The sequence below is a fragment of the Bradyrhizobium sp. genome (assembly GCF_027307225.1).
Classification (GTDB): Bacteria; Pseudomonadota; Alphaproteobacteria; order Rhizobiales; family Xanthobacteraceae; genus Bradyrhizobium.
In genome coordinates, this window is sequence record NZ_DAHUXJ010000052.1 from 70542 (window position 1) to 87472 (window position 16931).

The 16931-nt window shown below is 61.1% G+C and carries 16 protein-coding genes, 1 tRNA gene and 3 pseudogenes; 7 read left to right on the forward strand and 13 right to left on the reverse strand.

Going from position 1 to position 16931, the window contains the following annotated elements; genetic code table 11:
• Positions 1 to 34 precede the first annotated feature (34 nt).
• On the forward strand, positions 35 to 487 hold the full coding sequence (locus M6D32_RS08895) for a hypothetical protein (protein ID WP_298255412.1): 453 nt from the start codon (positions 35 to 37) through the stop codon (positions 485 to 487).
• A 685-nt stretch (positions 488 to 1172) separates the two neighbouring features.
• Here M6D32_RS08895 and M6D32_RS08900 read toward each other — a convergent pair.
• Positions 1173 to 1388: a hypothetical protein gene (locus M6D32_RS08900; RefSeq protein WP_298255414.1), complete on the reverse strand. Its 216-nt coding sequence runs from the start codon at positions 1386 to 1388 to the stop codon at positions 1173 to 1175.
• A gap of 275 nt (positions 1389 to 1663) precedes the next feature.
• Positions 1664 to 2107 (reverse strand): annotated as a pseudogene (locus M6D32_RS08905) (transposase); the annotation flags it as partial.
• Between the two features lie 176 nt (positions 2108 to 2283).
• Here M6D32_RS08905 and M6D32_RS08910 point away from each other — a divergent pair.
• The gene (locus tag M6D32_RS08910) at positions 2284 to 3645 is read left to right on the forward strand and encodes a DUF1186 domain-containing protein (protein ID WP_298255416.1); all 1362 of its coding nucleotides are present in this window, start codon (positions 2284 to 2286) and stop codon (positions 3643 to 3645) included.
• A gap of 48 nt (positions 3646 to 3693) precedes the next feature.
• Here the strand turns inward: M6D32_RS08910 and M6D32_RS08915 are convergent, their stop codons facing one another.
• The 3 genes from M6D32_RS08915 to M6D32_RS08925 all read right to left on the reverse strand — a co-directional run bounded on the left by M6D32_RS08915 (position 3694) and on the right by M6D32_RS08925 (position 5161).
• A complete protein-coding gene (locus tag M6D32_RS08915; RefSeq protein WP_298255418.1) occupies positions 3694 to 4005 on the reverse strand; it encodes a HigA family addiction module antitoxin in 312 nt (103 codons plus the stop codon).
• Positions 4006 to 4016: 11 nt separating this feature from the next.
• Positions 4017 to 4295, reverse strand: a complete 279-nt coding sequence (locus M6D32_RS08920) for a type II toxin-antitoxin system RelE/ParE family toxin (RefSeq protein ID WP_298255420.1) — start codon at positions 4293 to 4295, stop codon at positions 4017 to 4019.
• A 422-nt stretch (positions 4296 to 4717) separates the two neighbouring features.
• Complete coding sequence (locus tag M6D32_RS08925) at positions 4718 to 5161, reverse strand: hypothetical protein (protein WP_298255422.1); 444 nt, start codon at positions 5159 to 5161, stop codon at positions 4718 to 4720.
• 1107 nt (positions 5162 to 6268) lie between these two features.
• Here M6D32_RS08925 and M6D32_RS08930 point away from each other — a divergent pair.
• Positions 6269 to 7342 (forward strand): annotated as a pseudogene (locus tag M6D32_RS08930) (recombinase family protein); the annotation flags it as partial.
• A gap of 24 nt (positions 7343 to 7366) precedes the next feature.
• Here the strand turns inward: M6D32_RS08930 and M6D32_RS26945 are convergent.
• The 3 genes from M6D32_RS26945 to M6D32_RS08940 form a co-directional block, all read right to left on the reverse strand.
• Positions 7367 to 7744, reverse strand: coding sequence for a hypothetical protein (locus M6D32_RS26945; RefSeq protein WP_366145826.1), 378 nt, complete (start codon positions 7742 to 7744; stop codon positions 7367 to 7369).
• Positions 7745 to 7867: 123 nt separating this feature from the next.
• Positions 7868 to 7944 (reverse strand) — tRNA-Arg (locus M6D32_RS08935).
• Positions 7945 to 8008: 64 nt separating this feature from the next.
• Positions 8009 to 8275: a hypothetical protein gene (locus M6D32_RS08940; RefSeq protein ID WP_298255424.1), complete on the reverse strand. Its 267-nt coding sequence runs from the start codon at positions 8273 to 8275 to the stop codon at positions 8009 to 8011.
• A gap of 242 nt (positions 8276 to 8517) precedes the next feature.
• Here M6D32_RS08940 and M6D32_RS08945 point away from each other — a divergent pair, with 242 nt between their 5' ends.
• Entirely contained in the window at positions 8518 to 8964 is a 447-nt protein-coding gene (locus M6D32_RS08945; protein WP_298255426.1) for a hypothetical protein, read from the forward strand.
• Positions 8965 to 8987: 23 nt separating this feature from the next.
• On the opposite strand, the gene M6D32_RS08950 is transcribed toward M6D32_RS08945, so the two are convergent.
• Positions 8988 to 9896: a PhzF family phenazine biosynthesis protein gene (locus M6D32_RS08950; RefSeq protein ID WP_298255428.1), complete on the reverse strand. Its 909-nt coding sequence runs from the start codon at positions 9894 to 9896 to the stop codon at positions 8988 to 8990.
• A gap of 145 nt (positions 9897 to 10041) precedes the next feature.
• Between M6D32_RS08950 and M6D32_RS08955 the strand changes: the two genes are divergently transcribed.
• Entirely contained in the window at positions 10042 to 10908 is an 867-nt protein-coding gene (locus tag M6D32_RS08955) for a DMT family transporter (protein WP_298255430.1), read from the forward strand.
• A gap of 7 nt (positions 10909 to 10915) precedes the next feature.
• Here M6D32_RS08955 and M6D32_RS08960 read toward each other — a convergent pair whose 3' ends face one another.
• Complete coding sequence (locus M6D32_RS08960) at positions 10916 to 12373, reverse strand: deoxyribodipyrimidine photo-lyase (RefSeq protein WP_298255432.1); 1458 nt, start codon at positions 12371 to 12373, stop codon at positions 10916 to 10918.
• 107 nt (positions 12374 to 12480) lie between these two features.
• Here M6D32_RS08960 and M6D32_RS08965 point away from each other — a divergent pair, with 107 nt between their 5' ends.
• Positions 12481 to 12882 carry a DUF2177 family protein gene (locus M6D32_RS08965; protein ID WP_298255434.1) on the forward strand — a complete coding sequence of 134 codons (402 nt, stop codon included), beginning with the start codon at positions 12481 to 12483 and terminating at the stop codon, positions 12880 to 12882.
• 97 nt (positions 12883 to 12979) lie between these two features.
• Here the strand turns inward: M6D32_RS08965 and M6D32_RS08970 are convergent, their stop codons facing one another.
• Positions 12980 to 13639 (reverse strand): peroxiredoxin, encoded by a 660-nt coding sequence (locus M6D32_RS08970; RefSeq protein ID WP_298255436.1) that lies wholly within the window; start codon positions 13637 to 13639, stop codon positions 12980 to 12982.
• Positions 13640 to 13997: 358 nt separating this feature from the next.
• Here M6D32_RS08970 and M6D32_RS08975 point away from each other — a divergent pair, with 358 nt between their 5' ends.
• Positions 13998 to 14576 (forward strand): hypothetical protein, encoded by a 579-nt coding sequence (locus tag M6D32_RS08975; RefSeq protein WP_298255438.1) that lies wholly within the window; start codon positions 13998 to 14000, stop codon positions 14574 to 14576.
• 32 nt (positions 14577 to 14608) lie between these two features.
• Here the strand turns inward: M6D32_RS08975 and M6D32_RS08980 are convergent, their stop codons facing one another.
• Positions 14609 to 16459 (reverse strand): alkaline phosphatase family protein, encoded by a 1851-nt coding sequence (locus tag M6D32_RS08980; RefSeq protein ID WP_298255440.1) that lies wholly within the window; start codon positions 16457 to 16459, stop codon positions 14609 to 14611.
• Positions 16460 to 16560: 101 nt separating this feature from the next.
• A pseudogene (locus M6D32_RS08985) lies at positions 16561 to 16931 on the reverse strand (thermonuclease family protein); the annotation flags it as partial.

The window sequence follows — 16931 nt, forward strand, 5'->3', positions numbered from 1 at the left end:
GCCGTGCCGCCGTGCGGATGGAGCAGAGGCGAAGATGCCCGTTTTGCGCTATTTTATGTTCGTAGGCGGTGCGTTGCTTGCGCTTCTGTTGATCGTCGGTGCCTGGATGCCATCGGTGCCGCCGGCCGCGAGTTCCGGTTCGGCCACGGACCTTTCAGTGATACGCATTCACTCCGACCACAAATGGCCGGATCGGGTCGTCTTTGACACGACTCATCCCACCATTGTGCCGGCACCCACCGTTGTCGCGCAAGCGCCGCCGCCGAAAAGCGAGAACGATCAGCAGTCGAAAGGTCAGGCGCGCGAGGCTTTCGCTCAGCTGCGTCCCAATCCGAGCCCGGACGAGCATCGTGGCCGTGAGCCGAAACGGAAGCGAAGGTCAGTGGTAAAGAACTACGCAGGACCGCCGAAGGGCTATCTGACACCGCCAAGATTCATGGTTGCCCAGCAGCGGCCCGTTTTTTTGTTCGGCAACAACATCTGGTGAATTGATCGGAGACCAATGCGCTTCAAGGGTTGCTCCGTCTAACACGGCGGGGCAGGCCGTTACGTCACGGGTGTGCGCCAAATAATGGCTGGCCCCGCCGATTGAAACCGCACTCGCTCGGTATGAAGCCTGGATAACGTAGGCAAGCGTCGTCAAGCGAGCTATCCCAGCCACCGCGCGACCGCCATTTGCTCCATGAAAGATAATCGCAATATTTGCTGTGAGGATTTCCGGGATCTCTCGTCGCGCAAAAGATGCTCTGGGCGGGCTCACCTGATCCGGGGACGACGTGCCTGACGTGATGTCGCGCCATCGCCGGTGCTGCCGCTACGGAAAAAAGAACTGCGGCTGCGCCGATCCACCTGAATCTTGTCATGCGATCCTCCCTTTGGGCCACGTAAGCATGATCACCGAAGATCCGCAAAATTTCCCGTGCCGATTGCTAAAACAAATTTTAAGTTGATCGATGCGGAAGGCATATTTGGCCTGAATAAACCCAAACCTTTCCGTTTTGCGGAAGCACTCTCCTCGCATCGTTGCCAATGGCTACGGCTTTGAGGCCCCCGACGATCCCGCGCGGCGCCGGCCGCGTGCAGGAATCATCCGGCGGAAGTGAGCTGAAGGCGAGCGCTGCGATCGCGTCGTCAAATGAGGTCGATCGGCAGCCTTTTTGAGCGGCCCTGCATTATTCCTCTTCTTCGAGCTCGTCGTCCAATTCCGCTTGTTCGAGCTCTTCGATCGCGGAGTCGATCACTTCGATCGCCCGCTGAACCTCAACGATAGAGCGGATCGCATTGTCGGAGACGTCGCCGGGACCCGCGATGGTTTGCGCCAAGGTCAGGCGCTTCTGGGCAAGAGCTTCGCGTGCGTTCATCAGTTGCTTGAGGTCTTCGTCGGACATGGCGTTGCTCCGGGCTTTCGTCTCTGAACTAGCAGCAGCTCATGTCGCGAGTGTGTCTTCTATACCCGCTCCAGCGCCACAAAGGGCGGAGCGGGACGCTCGGTCTCGATCATGTCGCCCGGCCGAACCGTTCCACCGGTTCTGACGACCGTCATGGTGGCTCGACCCTGACGTGGGATCGGTGTTTGACTTGTCGTCCCTGATACGCGTCCCCTCGACGCCGAGTCCGGTCACGATTCTGATTTCGGTGGTCATCTGCTTCGGGAAGCGATGTTCGCCATCGCGCGACGTACCCGCCGCGTATTGGTGCCTGCGAGATAGCTGCCCGCGATCAGCGCATCGGCGGCAAGCGTGCGCCGCTGATAGGCCCGCAGTGCCTGGCTCTTCCATTCCGTCGTCTTGCCCTCGGACGTGGTCAGCCGGGCACGCGGCACCGCGATCTCGATCGGCGGCCCGAACGTGCCCGTCAGCGACCGCGCGCGGCTGCCGTGGCGATAGCCCGAGACGCCTTCTTTTGCTTCATTGCCGGACATCGGGCCGCGCCCGTAACGCGGCCGTGAAAGCGCCGCCTCGAGCTCGCCGCGGAGCAGTTCTTCGATGAACTGGCGCGATCGAGCCCGCACCTCGGCCTCGATCGGATCAAACCAGTTATCGAAAAGATCAACAACCAACTCAGTCGCAGACTGCAGGGAATCAGGATTCGTGGTAGGTTGCTTCATGGCGTAGTCTCCAGTCCGACGCTTCAACGCCGGATGATTCGAGGTTGATCACCCCGGAGACTACGCCAACCTCAATTCCTACCAACCCCGCGACGGCACCTACTCCGAGCCATTTCCACTTTTGACATTGGATTTCTGCGGAGGACAGCAAGGCAGTGGAATCGAGAGACAGCCAGATGGAACAGATTCTCGATCAATTGGGTTACCGCGAAGGTTTGCCGGTCGATGCCATCCGCGCCGCGGACGCCAATCGGGCAATGATGGTGCCGATATTTCTTCGGGCGATCGATCAAGTCGCCGCGGCCAGCCTATCCATGCAAGGTGCGCTCTTCATCGCATTCCATTTGCTCGGCCAGTGGCGGGAGAAATCTGCCTATCGACCGCTCGCCGCTTTCTTGCACAGGCCGGCACAAGACGTCGAACGCATTCTTGGTGACGCCACGACGCAAACCAGCCATCGGGTCATGGCTAGCGTTTTTGACGGCGATCCTAACCCGCTTTATGAGATAATCCTGGATCCGGCAGCGGACCAGTTTATCCGAGCACGCATGTTCGCCGCTCTTGTCATCGTCACCTTGCGCGGCGAGTTGCCGCGCGAGGAGACGGTGCGATTTTTGCGATCCTGCTACCCCGGCCTGCAACCACAGGGCGAATGCTTTGTTTGGGAGGGCTGGCAGGAAGCCATCGCTGCGTTGGGAATGAGCGAACTCAAGCCGCTGGTCAGGCAGGCTTTCGAGCGCGGCTTCATCCGTCCGTCCTGGTTGAACTTCAGGGATTTCGAGGGCGACCTGCAGCGCGCCATCGATGGCGAACTGCAACCTCGGCAAAGATCCGATGAATACCAACTGTTCGGCGATACCATAGAGGAACTGTCGGGCTGGGCCGCATTCGCGCCGGAAGACGAGAAAACGCGCATCCCCACAGGTGTTTGGGACCGCCTTGCATCGGAGTCCCTCCCGGCCGTTAATCGGTTCAGAGGTGTCGGACGAAACGACCCCTGTCCTTGCGGCAGCGGCAAGAAATTCAAGAAGTGCTGCTTAGGCTCAGCACAGCTCGGCGAGCCGAAGTCAATATTGCAAGGAATTGGCCCGGCACTCGGCTGGCCACCAGAAGTCGAGCCTGCCGCTGTCCGGACGAACGCAGTGATCCGAAGGTATGATCCGCTGGTGGAACCTGATCCACAGCGATGGCTGATGATGGACGAACAGCAGCGCCTCGATCTTGTATTGGCTTATCACCGACGAATGGGTGTTGGCGGGCCGCGCGAAACGGTTCATGCCGTGATTCACGTCGTCGTCGAAAACCAGATTGCCGATGATGAGTTGCCGGTGCGCCGCACGGCGCAGCGACTGATGTCGGAAGGGCTCAACCGCCACGACGCCATTCATGCGATAGGCTCGGTGCTTGCCGGACACCTCAACGATTTGATGCGCGAGGGGGATCCGGATGACCGGCCGCGTAACCCCAGGGATGCGAATGAGGCCTATTTCGCTGAGTTGGAAGGCTTGACTGCCGAAGATTGGCTCCGGCCCGCCTGATCATCGTCCGGCGCATCGGCCGCCGTACGCCAGCCCTATCTGGGCCCCTCATGCCACTTCCAGCGTCGGGATCGCTTTGATCTTCTCTCCGAGCTCCAGTTCGGCGCGCTGCAGATCGTATCGCTTCTGCAAATTGAGCCACAGGTCGGGGCCATTTCCGCACAGCTTCCCGAGCCGCAATGCCATTGTCGGTGTCACCGGCTGCTTTTCCTCGAGAATGTCATACAGCGTCTGACGCGATACGCCGAGCAACTTGGCGATCTCCGTCTTCGGCCGGCCTAGTGCCGGCAAAATCTCATCGCGCAGCAGTTCGCCAGGATGCATGGGCGGCAAGCCGCGCTTCGGGAGCTTCTTCACCATAGCACACATCCTCAATGATAGTCTTCCAGATCGACATCGACGACATCGCCTTCCATCCAGCCGAATGTAATCCGCCAGTTTTCGCTTGCATTGACTGCGTAGCGGCCTTTCTCGCGACCGACGAGCGCGTGAAAGCGGAAGCCGGGCAAATTCATGTCCTCGGGACGCGATGCGTCGTCGAGTGCGCGCAGCATGTTGGCGATGCGTCTCGGGTTCTGCACGCTAAGCCGGCGTCCGTCTCCGGTCGCGAAGAAGCGTTCCAAGGCTTTGTCTCTGAACGACCGGATCACGCCGAACTGTAAGGCAGCACCCTACATTTGTCAAGTATTGCCTTACGGCCACCTGACAGGCCACAATCGCCCGACTCGAAAGCGGACAAATGCTGCCGAGCCCCAAGACGCTTTTGCGCAACGCCGAGGCAACCGGCAGCAAGTTCGGCTGTCGGCGGCCTGATGCGGCGCTTGCCGGCGGCAGAGTATGAAATCGCGAAAAAATCGAAGAATGGCGCGCCACGGCCGATGAAGATGGGAACTACTCTTTCGCCGTGGCGCTATGATGCTTTGGCCAGCCAGCCGCTACAATCGGCAAAGTTGCGATTAGCTACGATCTTGCGCTACGCCCCAAGGGCGGCGTTTTGCTGATTTCACGCTTAGTCCGCTCACCCTTCGACAGCGGTCCTCTTGATCAATCCCTGGCTCGACGCGATGGGCCATCAGCGGTCATTTAATTCGCGGCCCGCATCATTTGCGGTCGGCGTGGAGCGGACGTTCGGCCGGATTTGCCCAAGCCCCAAATACCAAACCCACACGGTACATATGGAGGTGATAGTCGCGCCAAAGAAACCGACTGTGGCCACGATGGTCCATAGCTCTTGGGCGGGTGTGCCGTAACGGTCTTGTCCTTGAAAACGCAAGAGCCGCGTGTACGGTCCCATCAGATGATCGGGCTGAGATAAGACCGTAGACTGAAGATAAGCCCCAATCGACCATGAGACGAACGCAACGCACGCCGCAGTGATCACAACGATATTGCGCCGCCGCGTTGTCAAAATTCGCGGCTGAGTGGCTGCGATGCGGGCACGGTCAGCCTTGTCCAGTTTAAATGCCAGCCACAAGATCAGAACCGAGATTAGTCCGTAAAACGTAAGCAGGGCCATTGAAGCGCCTCGAATGCCTCACTTCATGAAGATAGGTCAGGTTGGACTGACTTGCGTGCAGTGGCACGCAACAAAAGAGCGTGACGTTGCACCGCAACGCCGCATTCTCCACAGTTACGCTGGCTAAAGCGGGGAATTTCCGCTTCGGGTCATTCGCGTCGATATCGCCATGTCCGCTCTCTCGTCCGCTCTGCACAATACCGGACATTACCACAACGGTCCCGCGTCGGATCTGCGAACAATCGGTACAGCGGCCTCGGCTCCTGCATCCTTGCCTCGGTCGATTTGGCGAACATGACGCGCGGGCGATCGACCCAAGGGTCGCTACAACGACTGCAATGATTCTGCACGAAGTTTGCTGCCTGGGCGGTTTCGCCTGGTTTTTGCCTGGTCGCAATTGGCGAAGGATAGCGCAGGACCGGCGAGGCGCAGACGACCGACCGTTTGATAGCAGGATAAAACGACCAAGGTGCGCTGCGGTCGATCGTGTGACAGGGCAGAGACCTATCGCAACTTTTCTGGCATGGACGCACCTTGCAAGAAGTGGGGTTCTCCTTTGCGCTCAACATGTCAGCACAATGTGCTAGGCGACGCGGCCCGATTTGGTCTCGCCGCGCCGTGGGTCACGGCAAGGCCGGACCAGCCGACGCCCGTCAAGGCTCGCGCTCGCGCGCTCCCGGCTCCGCCGGCTGACGGCCTTGACGGCCTCGCCTGCCCCGGCGTTTGACGGCCGCGCGCTGATGGCTCAGCGCGAGCGATATGCTGCTCCTCATCGAAATAACTCGCGAACAAACTTGCGCCGCTCTCTGGATTGAGTCTGTTCTGCTGCGCGAGGCACCATGGCTCATCATCAAAAATCTCGGCCGAGACGCACGCGGTCTTTGGGTCCGTTGCCCGACGACCTCTACGATTATTTGCGGCCACCAGTTCGACGAAGGGGCCGCCCGGCAAAGAAGAAACGATCTGAGTGGACCGTGACCGACGACTGGCCCGAGGAAGTGCCGATCACCGAGGCCGAGATCGAGGTGTTCGAGGCCTGGTTCGGCGACCTGTTCGACGAATTGTTTTCAACCCGCCACTGACCCCTTTTCGGAGATCGCCATGACGATGCCGGTTCGCGCTGCCCTCTACCTGCGAGTCTCGACCGGCCGGCAGGCGGAGAACGATCTTTCCATCCCGGACCAACGCCACCAGGCCAAAGCCTATTGCGCCTCGCGCGGGTGGGAGATCGTCGCCGACTATGTCGAGCCCGGCCTATCCGCGACCGATGATCGGCGGCCGGAATTCCAGCGCATGATAGACGCGGCAACCACTAAGCCGCCGGCGTTCGACGTGATCCTGGTCCACAGCTTCAGCCGCTTCTTCCGCGACCAGTTCCAGCTCGAGTTCTATGTTCGCCGCCTAGCCAAGGCCGGCGTGAGGCTGGTCTCGATCACCCAGGAGCTCGGCGACGATCCCATGAGCAACATGATCCGGCAGATCATGGCGCTGTTCGACGAGTACCAGTCCAAGGAGAACGCCAAGCACACCTTGCGAGCCATGAAGGAGAATGCCCGTCAGGGCTTCTGGAATGGGGCCTTACCACCGATCGGCTATCGGATCGTGGAGGCCTCCGAGCAACGCGGACACCGCACCAAGAAAACCTTGGAGATCGACCCCGTCCAAGCCGAGACCGTGCGCCTGATCTTCCGCTTGGCCAGGGAAGGGAATGGAAGCTCGGGTCCGATGGGCGTCAAGTCCATCGCGACACATCTGAACGCTATTGGCATCCGCACCCGCGATGGCGGGCGCTGGGGTGTCGATGCCGTCCATAAGGCGCTGACCCGAACGACCTACATCGGCCGCCACCGCTTCAATACCAAGTTCTGGAAGACCCGCCAGCGCAAGGCGGAGACTGAAATCGTGGAAATGGCGGTGCCAGCAATCGTCGACAAGGATGAATTTGAGGTCATCCAAATGCTGCTCAAGAGCCGCAGTCCGGCGATGACGGCACCAAGAGTTGTCAGCGGTCCCACCCTCCTTACCGGCATCTGCTTCTGCGCTGCTTGCGGCGGAGCGATGACGCTGCGCACCGGCAAGAGCGGCCGTTACCGCTACTACACCTGCTGCACCAAGGCCCGCCAGGGCGAGACCGGCTGTCCCGGCCGCACCGTGCCGATGGAAAAACTCGACAATCTGGTGGCCGAATACATCGAGCAGCGTTTGTTACAGCCCAGACGTCTTGAGCAGCTTTTGTCGCACGTACTCGATCGCCGCACCGAGCGCGCCGAACGACGAAGGTCGCACATTGCCGACTTGCGCAAGCGGGCGGCGGAGGCAGACGCCAAACTCAAGCGGCTGTACGACGCCATCGAGAACGGCATCGCCGATCTGTCTGATCCTATGCTGAAGGACCGCATCGGAGAACTGAAGGCCACGAGAGATCAGGCACGCCTTGACGCAGAGCGGGCCGAGGAGGCGATTGATCGCGGCGGCCCGACCATCACGCCACAGACCCTCAAGACCTTTGCCAGGACAGCCCGCAAGCGGATGCGGACCGACGGCGGCGGCTACCGCCGCGACTATCTCCGCGCATTCGCCCAACGCGTCGAAGTCGATCAGAAAGAACTGCGCATCATGGGATCGAAAAGCGTGCTCCTGCGCACGCTCGTCGCTGCTTCAAGCGCAAAAACGGCGGGTTTTGGCGTGCCCAGTTCTGTACCGAAGTGGCGCGCTCGGAGAGATTCGAACTCCCGACCCTCGGAATCGAAATCCGATGCTCTATCCAGCTGAGCTACGAGCGCGTGCGATCCGCATACCAGACTTGGGCGCGTGGCGCCAACAGGTCAGGGGCGCATCGAGAAGTGTTCAGAAGCAGGGGTAGCGTCCGCCTTGGGCGTTGTAGGTTGCCGCACCCTGGGCGCAGAAGTTGTTCGACGGGCCGTCATAATAGGCGAAGGTGCGCGGTTCGAGGCCAAGGCCATAGTTGTGACGATAGCCGATCGGGTAGGGAAGGCCGTAGGCATGGCCCTGCCAATGATGATGGTGGTGGCGCCGGTGTGCCTGGGCCGGGCTCGCAGCCATGGCTAGCGCAGCCAAAGCGGTTGCGGCAAGGGCGAACTTCGAGGGAATCATGCAAATCTCCGCAAAAAACCTGCCTTGGCACATTAGGCCAAACCGGGTTCCCATCCTAGTGCGGCGGTTCAGAAGTTCGCATTCATTTGTGCCGCGCCGCCAAAAAGTGGCCGAAAGTTCAGGGAATTATCGTGGTGCTTTCGGCATGCTTAACGATTTTCCAACACAGTCTCGCCAGAGTTGTGTCCTCTGATCTTGGGCATCGAGCGGTTTTTTCCGTTTTCTGCCGCCATCGTTCTGTCATGCGCATCACGCCTCTCGCATCCCTGCTGCTGTTGTGCCTGGCGATAAGCCCGGCGCGCGCCGTTTTGCACATCACGCGCGACCATGGCGGCTATGTCGCGGAGTATAAGACGAAATACGAGCGCATCCGCGATAACCACGATCGCGTCGTTATCGACGGCATCTGCAACTCGGCGTGCACGCTCGTGCTCGGTATCGTGCCGCTGAACAAGATCTGCGTGACGCCACGCGCGAGCCTCGGCTTCCACCAGGCCTATTACGACAAGGCATTCACCTTCGGCATCAAGGTCACGAGCACCGGGGGCACCTCCGAGCTGATGTCCTATTACCCCGATACGGTGAAGGCTTGGATTCGCCGCAATGGCGGGCTCACCACCGAAATGAAGAAGATCAAGAACGGCGCAGAGCTCTGGAAGATCGTCGATCCCTGCCCGGAAGAGTGGTGAGGACCTCTTTTCGGTGGAGCGCCTCAAGCCAGGTCGATCGTTCCCGACATCACGGGCACGCAAGCCCCACCGATATAGGTTGCGGTCACGACGCCGTCGTTCTTCTCGGCTTCGGCCTTTAGAAGGCTGGGCCGCCCCATCTCGACGCCTTGGGCGATCGTCTTTGACAGGCGCAAATCGCGTTCGGCGCGCAAGTGAGCCAAGAGGCCGATAAGGGCGACGTTGGCGCTGCCGGTCGCTGGATCCTCGGGAATGCCGTGATGGGGCGCGAACATGCGTGCGCGGATATCGAGCCCATCTTCGGCGACCTGCGTGTAGATGAAGATACTGGTTACGGGATGCTTGGTGACTTCGCGCGTGAAGACGTCAGAGCGTGCCGTCGCTTCCGCGAGCTTCTCGCGCCCCTTCACCTCGGCGAGAATGAACGGCGCCCCGCAGGAAGCGATACACGGTCGGTGATTTCTGGTCTCGATATCATTCACCGATAGCGAGCAGGCGGAGGCGATCAACTCGGGAGAAATTTCAGCGCCGACCGAGAGGCGCTGCGGAGAGGCAAGGCGGGCGCCGGTCACCGTCGGGCCTTCCCTGTGAATTGCGATCGGAACGAGACCTGCCTTTTCCTCAAACGTCACGCTGGCGCCTTCGACGGCGCGGCCGTAGCTCCTGCCCGCGCGGGCGAGCGCGAACGCCGTGCCGACATTTGGATGGCCGGCGAACGGCATCTCGTAGCGTGGCGTGAAAATACGGACTTCGGCCGTGTTGGCGGGGTCCTTCGGCGGCAGCACAAACGTCGTTTCCGCGAGATTAAATTCGGCGGCAATGGCCTGCATCTGGCCGCCCGTGAGCCCCTCCGCATTGAGAACGACGCCGAGCGGATTGCCGGCGAATTGCGTGCCGGTGAAGACATCGACAGTGACGAAGTGCAGCTTCATCCGATTTTGCCTTCTCGAAGCTCATAGCACCGCGAACGGAATCGCCAAGATCTTGCTATGCGATAGCCGGCGAGCCACCCGCTGCGTTCCTCGATTGCTCGATAGCACATGTTCGTGCAATCAGGGCAGCAAATCGGGACATCAAATGAGCAAGGATTTCGATCAATTGGCCGCGCGTGCGGCGCCGACGGTATTCGTCGTGCTCTGGAGCACCGGCTTCGTCGCCACCAAATCCGTGCTGCGCAGCGCGGAGCCTTTGACCTTTCTCGCGATCCGCATGGCGGCGGTGGTCGCGATCATGGCGCTGATCGTGGTCATCGTGCGGCCGCGTTGGCCGGATCGCACAGGGATAGCGCACAGCGTGGTTGCCGGCCTTCTCGTGCACGGATTTTATCTCGGCGGCACGGCGGTCGCGATCGCGCATTCGATTCCAGCCGGTCTCTCGGCCTTGATTCCGGGTTTGCAGCCGATCCTCACTTCTACGCTGGCCAATCGTTTCCTGGGCGAACGCGTCACGGCGGTGCAGTGGATCGGCCTCGCGCTCGGGCTCGCAGGTGTTGCGCTGATCCTGCACGAACGTCCCATGAGCGGAGAGGCCAGTTTTGGCTGGCTGGCCTCCGGCGTGTCGCTGATCAGCATCACGCTCGGCACCCTCTATCAGCGCCGCTACTGCCGGGATATCGACTGGCGCGCCGGCAATCTCGTCCAGTACATCGCGGTCGCGATCTTCTTTGCCGTCGGCGCATTCGCGTTCGAGAATCGCATCGTGCATTGGACCGGCGAGTTTATCCTCGGCATCGCCTGGCTTGCGGTCGTGCTTTCGATCGGATCGATCGGGGTGCTGTACTGGCTGATCCGCCATACGGCGGCGACTTCTGTGGCGAGCCTGTTTTATCTCGTTCCGGCCGTCACCGCCCTGATGGCCTATCTGCTCTTTGGCGAACGTCTCGATGCGGTTGCGATCATTGGCATGATTACCTGCGGGGCCGCGGTGTTCGTGGTCAATCGCTAAGCGCGCTTCAACCGCCGCGTACCTTCTCATAGGCCTTGAGCGCGCGCTCGCGGCCCTTGCGGTGATCGATGATCGGGTGCGGATAGGTTTTTCCCAAGGTGACGCCCGCGCTTGCGAGTTCGAGCGGGGTTGCTTCCCACGGCTGGTGAATGAGCTTTTTCGGCAGTTGCGCCAGTTCGCCCACCCAGCGGCTGACATACGCTCCGTCGGGATCGAATTTCTCACCCTGCAGCACCGGGTTGAACACGCGGAAATAGGGCGCGGCATCGGCGCCGCAGCCGGCGACCCATTGCCAATTGGCGGGATTGTTGCCGGCATCGGCATCAACGAGCGTATCCCAGAACCACTGCTCGCCTGCGCGCCAGTCGATCAGCAGGTGTTTCACCAGAAATGAAGCGACCACCATCCGCACGCGGTTGTGCATGACGCCGGTGTGCCAGAGCTGGCGCATGCCGGCATCGACGATGGGATAACCGGTCTGGCCGCGTTGCCACGCTTTCAACGCCTCGTCGTCATGGCGCCAGGAAAAGCCGTCGAAGGACGGTTGCAGGTTGCGCGTGGCAAGATCTGGGACGTCAAACAGAAGATGCCGGCAGAAGTCGCGCCAGCCGAGTTCGCTCAAGAACTTGTCCGCATCGGCAGCGAGCGCGGGGCGTTCGGCGGCCGCAAAATGCGTGGCGTGCCAGATCTGGCGCGGGCTGATCTCGCCGAAACGCAAATGCGGCGACAGGCCGGAGGTGCCGTCGCGATCGGGCCGGTCGCGGTCATGAGCGTAACCGGCGAGATGCGCGTTCAGGAAATCTTTCAGCCGCTTCTGGGCGGCGCTTTCACCCGGCGTCCAGGTTTCGCGCAGGCCGCCGGCCCAATCCGGCCGGGTCGGCTCGAGGCAAAGGCTTTCGATGGTGTCGCTCGCGACGTCTGGACCGGCGCGCAAGCGGCGAGGCGAGGGCAGGGGATCGGGTGGTGCGCCGAGCGCCTGAATGCGCCGCCAGAACGGCGTGAAGACGCGCAATCCCCGGCCTTCCTTGGTTCGTACGCTATCGGGTGTCGCCAGAAGGTCGCCGGCAAATGTTTGCCCGTGCACGCCGCGTTCACGCAACGCGGTTGCGATGTCGTCTTCGGCCGCCTGATGCGGCGCTTGCGCAATCCTGTTCCAGAAGACATCACGTGCGCCGCTCGCGCGCGCCAGTTCCGGAATGATCGCCGCCGCATTCCCGTTCCGCAGCACGAGCGGTACGCCCGCATCGCCCATCCGCTTTTCGAGAGCCCGCAGCGACTGCGCCAGCCACCAGCGGGCGGCGCCGCCGATCGGCCGCGCGCCGGTCCGTCTGCTCGTCTCATCGAGGACGTAGAGGCAAATGACCGGCCGGCCGGTCGCGGCAGCAGCGTGCAAGGCGGAGTGGTCGGAAAGGCGGAGGTCGTCGCGAAACCAGACAATGCAGGGAGCGTCGGATCGATCAGCCATCAAGCAATCAACTCACCTGGAGCACGCCGGGTCCTCACAATCTTGCAACCTGGCCCGCGCTCAGCCGTACTACATCATGGGGACGAGGGAAAAGCGGGAGAGGTGCCTTGCAGCGGTATGCGGTTCTTTATCTGTCGACATTGATCGTGCTGGTCCCGGTCGATTTCCTGTTTCTGGGCGTGATCGGAAAGTCGTTTTTCACCACAGAGGTCGGCGACATGCTGGGCGAGGTGAGGCTTGCGCCCGCCATCCTGTTTTATCTGCTCTATGTCGCGGGCATCCTCATCTTCGTGAATGCGCACCACGGCGCAACCTGGCGGTCGACGCTGCTTTACGGCGCGATGTTTGGCTTGTTTTGCTACGCGACTTTTGAACTGACCTCGTTGTCGCTACTCAGGCACTGGACCTGGCCGGTAGTCGTGGTCGATGTATCCTGGGGAACGGCGGTGACCGCATTCGCATCGACGGCGGGGCTTCTGATCGCCAACGCGATCGCTCCCAAAATGTGACCTTCAAAACAAAATGCCCGGCGCACCGGCGAGCGGAAGCTACGCCGTTCTTCGAACGGCTATGGCCGGGCATTTCGTCAGGTCGAACGGAACGCGCTTACTTCGGCGCGGGCACGATCCGGATGTAGGGCTTCGGCGACTTCCAGCCGGCAGGCCACTTGGCCTTGGCTTGCTCATCGGTCACTGAGCCGGAAATGATCACGTCTTCACCCTGCTTCCAGTCGGCCGGCGTCGAGATGCTATGTTTGGCCGTCAGTTGCAGGGAATCGATGGCGCGCAGGATTTCCTGGAAATTGCGCCCTGTCGACATCGGATAAACCAGCACCAGCTTGATCTTCTTGTCGGGGCCGATGACGAAGACATTGCGGACGGTCTGGTTGTCAGCCGCCGTGCGGGTCGCAACGTCGCCCGAGGCCGCCGCCGGCAGCATGTCATACAGCTTGGAGACGTGGAGATCGGTGTCGCCGATCATGGGGTAGTTCGGCGCGACGCCTTGCGTCTCGCGGATGTCCTCCGCCCACTTGCTATGGCGGTCGACCGGATCGACGGAAAGACCGATCAGCTTGACGCCGCGCTTGTCGAATTCCGGCTTCAGCCTCGCGACCGCGCCAAGCTCGGTCGTGCAAACCGGGGTGAAGTCTTTCGGATGCGAGAACAACAGCGCCCAGCTGTTGCCGAGCCAGTCGTGGAACTTGATTTTGCCTTCGGTGGTTTGGGCCTCGAAATCCGGGGCTACGGCGCCAATTGGGAGAGCCATCAGTCGACCTCTTCGTTCATCTTGGGGGGTGAATTTCTTCTCTTGAAGTATAGGAGGCAGGCCGTCTCAAGTGAACGGCTGTCGCAAAAAGGGTATTTCCTTCTCTCGTACACGTCCAGCCTAGTATTTTCTTTCGCTTAGAGGGTCGTCGCCGCGGAAAAGTGAAGCAGACCGCCCTGATGTTGCCGCTTATTGTTTCGACAAGCCCGCCTCCGCCATTTCGTGAACCGTGACTGACGTCACAGCGACAGATCGGCAACCCCGTAGAATTCTACCCGACGGGCTTTCGAATCGTTAACCAGTCGTTTACGCCCGCGGGCCCAGAACAAGAAACTGCGACTTTAGAAGAGTACCTGCAATGTCTGCCCTGTTGGCTGCTTTGGCTGAAACTGCCGCCACTCTCGAACCGGCCGAAATTTCCTGCAGCGAAACCGCCGCCCGCGCACTGGCCGTTGTCCGCGACGGCGTGATCACGGGCGAGGGCCCCACGGCCCGGGGCCGTGTGCATTTTTCCCGTGAGCTTGATGCCGACGACGTCACCTGGTGCGAGCGCATCCTGACGGCGTCTGCGGTCGTGCATCAGCCGGTCAGCCGCGCCGAAGCCGAGGCTCTGTTCGAGATCGACGAGGCCGCGACCGAACGCAGCGACTCCGGACGTTTCGACGACCTCATCGCCAAGGCCGTGGTGCACCACGCCGCTTCGGCTTCCGGCCTGCCGGTGCCGCCAAGGAGCGTTGCGCTTGCGCGGGAAACCTCGATCGAGAGCTGGGCGCCAGCCAGCGCCACCAAGGTCGATATCGAGGTGCTGAACTGGATCGCGACCCAGATGCGAAGCAACCGCTGCCGCAATCGTACGCTCGCAGCCCTCATCGCGACGCTCGTCGGCGTGGCGATGCCGCTTGCACAATTACCGAACGTCTTCGATATCGGGATGTAGCTGGCCGACAGTGTCTGGATCTTGACTCCGGGTTATTTCCCCGCCGTTTTTTGTTTTCCGCTCTCGACATCCAGGCCAACGGTGCGGCCCGGAAAGCCTGCGGCATCAAAATAGCGTTGCGATAGCACCCGCTGGTATTTAGCTACGGTCCGCAAGCCATTGGCGGTTGGTTTGGAGATGATCGTGCCGTCCGCCGATTTGGGAACGATCCCGTTCGGCAGCGCCTCCGACATCATCCGGCCGGTCAGGCCGCCATTGCTCGCGTTGTGTAAGCCAAGCAGGCCCGCGATGGTCATCCCGACGTCGGCATTGTTGACCGGTAGCGGATCGACATAGCCTGCTTTGAAATCCGGTCCGATCGCTGCCATGAAGTTCAGCGTATCGCCGCGCCCGAAGCTGCCGTGCATGCCCTGGCCCTGGCGCAAGACCGTATCGGCGACTTCCACCGAACAGTTGCTGGGTTCGTCGCATCCTTTGGCATAGGAGCGGAAGTTGACGACAATCGATGGCGTTGGTGTCGCGGCCTTGCCCTTCAAGCCGATCTGCGACATCTCCAGCGTTCCGCGAAAACGTCCGAGCTTGTCGTCAACAAAAATGCCGCTGACATAGTCCTGCTTGAGCAGGGCTTCGATGGCCCGCCGCGCCAGCTTCTTGTCGCGCTTGGGCAGATAGATCAGGTCCGACCCGCCATTGGTCGCGACTACGAGTTCTGGTTTTGAAGGATCTGCACCGAGCAGGCCGTTGCCGGCCTTCGGGTGAGCGCCGTCGGCTACCTTGGCGTTGCTGTTGTTCGGGTCGAACAGCGGCAGATCGAGCGCCTTGGCGAGATCGAGCGCCACGAAACCCAAGGGGAGGAAATCTTTCGGCGTATCGTCGTAAGCGGCCTTTGCGGCGGCACTCGTCTTGCTCTGCTTGGAGATGGTCGAGAAGCCGTGGTCGGAGGCGATGATGATGTTGGTGTCGGCAGCTAGCCCAAGGTCGTCCAGCGCTTTACGCAACGCGGCGAGGTTGTTGTCGGCGTTCTTGATACCGGCGAGCGAGGTGGGTCCATTGATGCCCGGCGTGACCGTATTGAGGCTGTCGCCGTTGTTGTGCTGGCTGCCATCGGGATCGCGCGACCAGAACACCAGCACGAACGGCGTGTTGCGCGCCTTGAACAGCGGCAGCAGCACTTTGGTGGCGACATCGACGAAATAGGCCTGCTGGACCGTGTTCGGGACCAGCGTGCCAGCCGTCGTGGCATTGCCGGCCTTGCCATTCTCGCCGCGCGATGGCGTGGCCAGCGGAAGGCCGGCCTTGGTCAGCGCTGCCTTGATTTCTTCCGACAGCGGCACGCCGTTTTTGCGGCCGGTCGCATCATCGAACACGATCGAATGGGTGCCCTCGGTGCCGATCTTGTCGGTGTGATCGAAGATCAGGGTCGGGCCGAGCTTGCCGATTGCGGCGGTACTGAAGCCCTTGGCGCGCGCCATTTTCAGAATGGTATCTTCGTTCAGATAATCGCCGCCAAAATGCGCGTCGGCATCGAGGATGACGGGATCGGATTCCAGAAATGGCGTGACGGTGCCATTGGCCGGAGCGACCGGATAACCGGTGTAGATCGTGTTGGCGAAGTCGCCGGTATCGCCCAGGTAATGGCCGGTCGCGATGGCCGACGCATTCGCCGTCGTGAAAGTCGGAAACATCGAATGCGAGTTTTTGAAATTGACGCCACGATCGCGCACCTCGGCCATCGCCGGCGCCGTTTCCGGACGCACGATCCGCCCGCGCAACCCATCGGGCACAAACAGAATGATATTGTGGGGCTTGCTGTTCTGCGAGAAGGCAACGGTCGTCGACAGCAAGAGCAATCCAGCAGTTAAGGTCACCACGGCGTGGCGCATTTTTGAAAGTCTCCGGCGAATCAAAATTGGCGGCCCGATCGGCCAGCCGTCTTGTCCAAGTTTGTCAGATCAGGTGGGTTGCGAATGTCAAATCCACTCCACTAGCTGTGCTGTCTCGAAAACGGGCGGCAGTTATAGGCCTTGCGGAAACCGGCTGCCTTGGCGTCGTCTTCGGAGCAGAACCAGCGGTCCGGATTGGTCATCGCTGGGTAGCTGCGGCAAGCCGGCAGGTGATAGATGCCGACATTGCCGGTGACGTGGGCGCGCAGCGCATACTTGCCCTTGATCGCACAGCTCGACGGCATGGCGGGGTTTTGCGGAAACAGCGTCTCGCGGATTTCACGATCCTTGTCGGCGCGGCAGGCGGCGCCGAGGAGGGGGCCGTCCTTTCGCCCTGCGCGGAAATCCTGCGGAGCGGCAAAGCAGCCTTTCCAGAGTCCTCGGCGATTGCTTTTGGCCTCGGCCTCGTCGT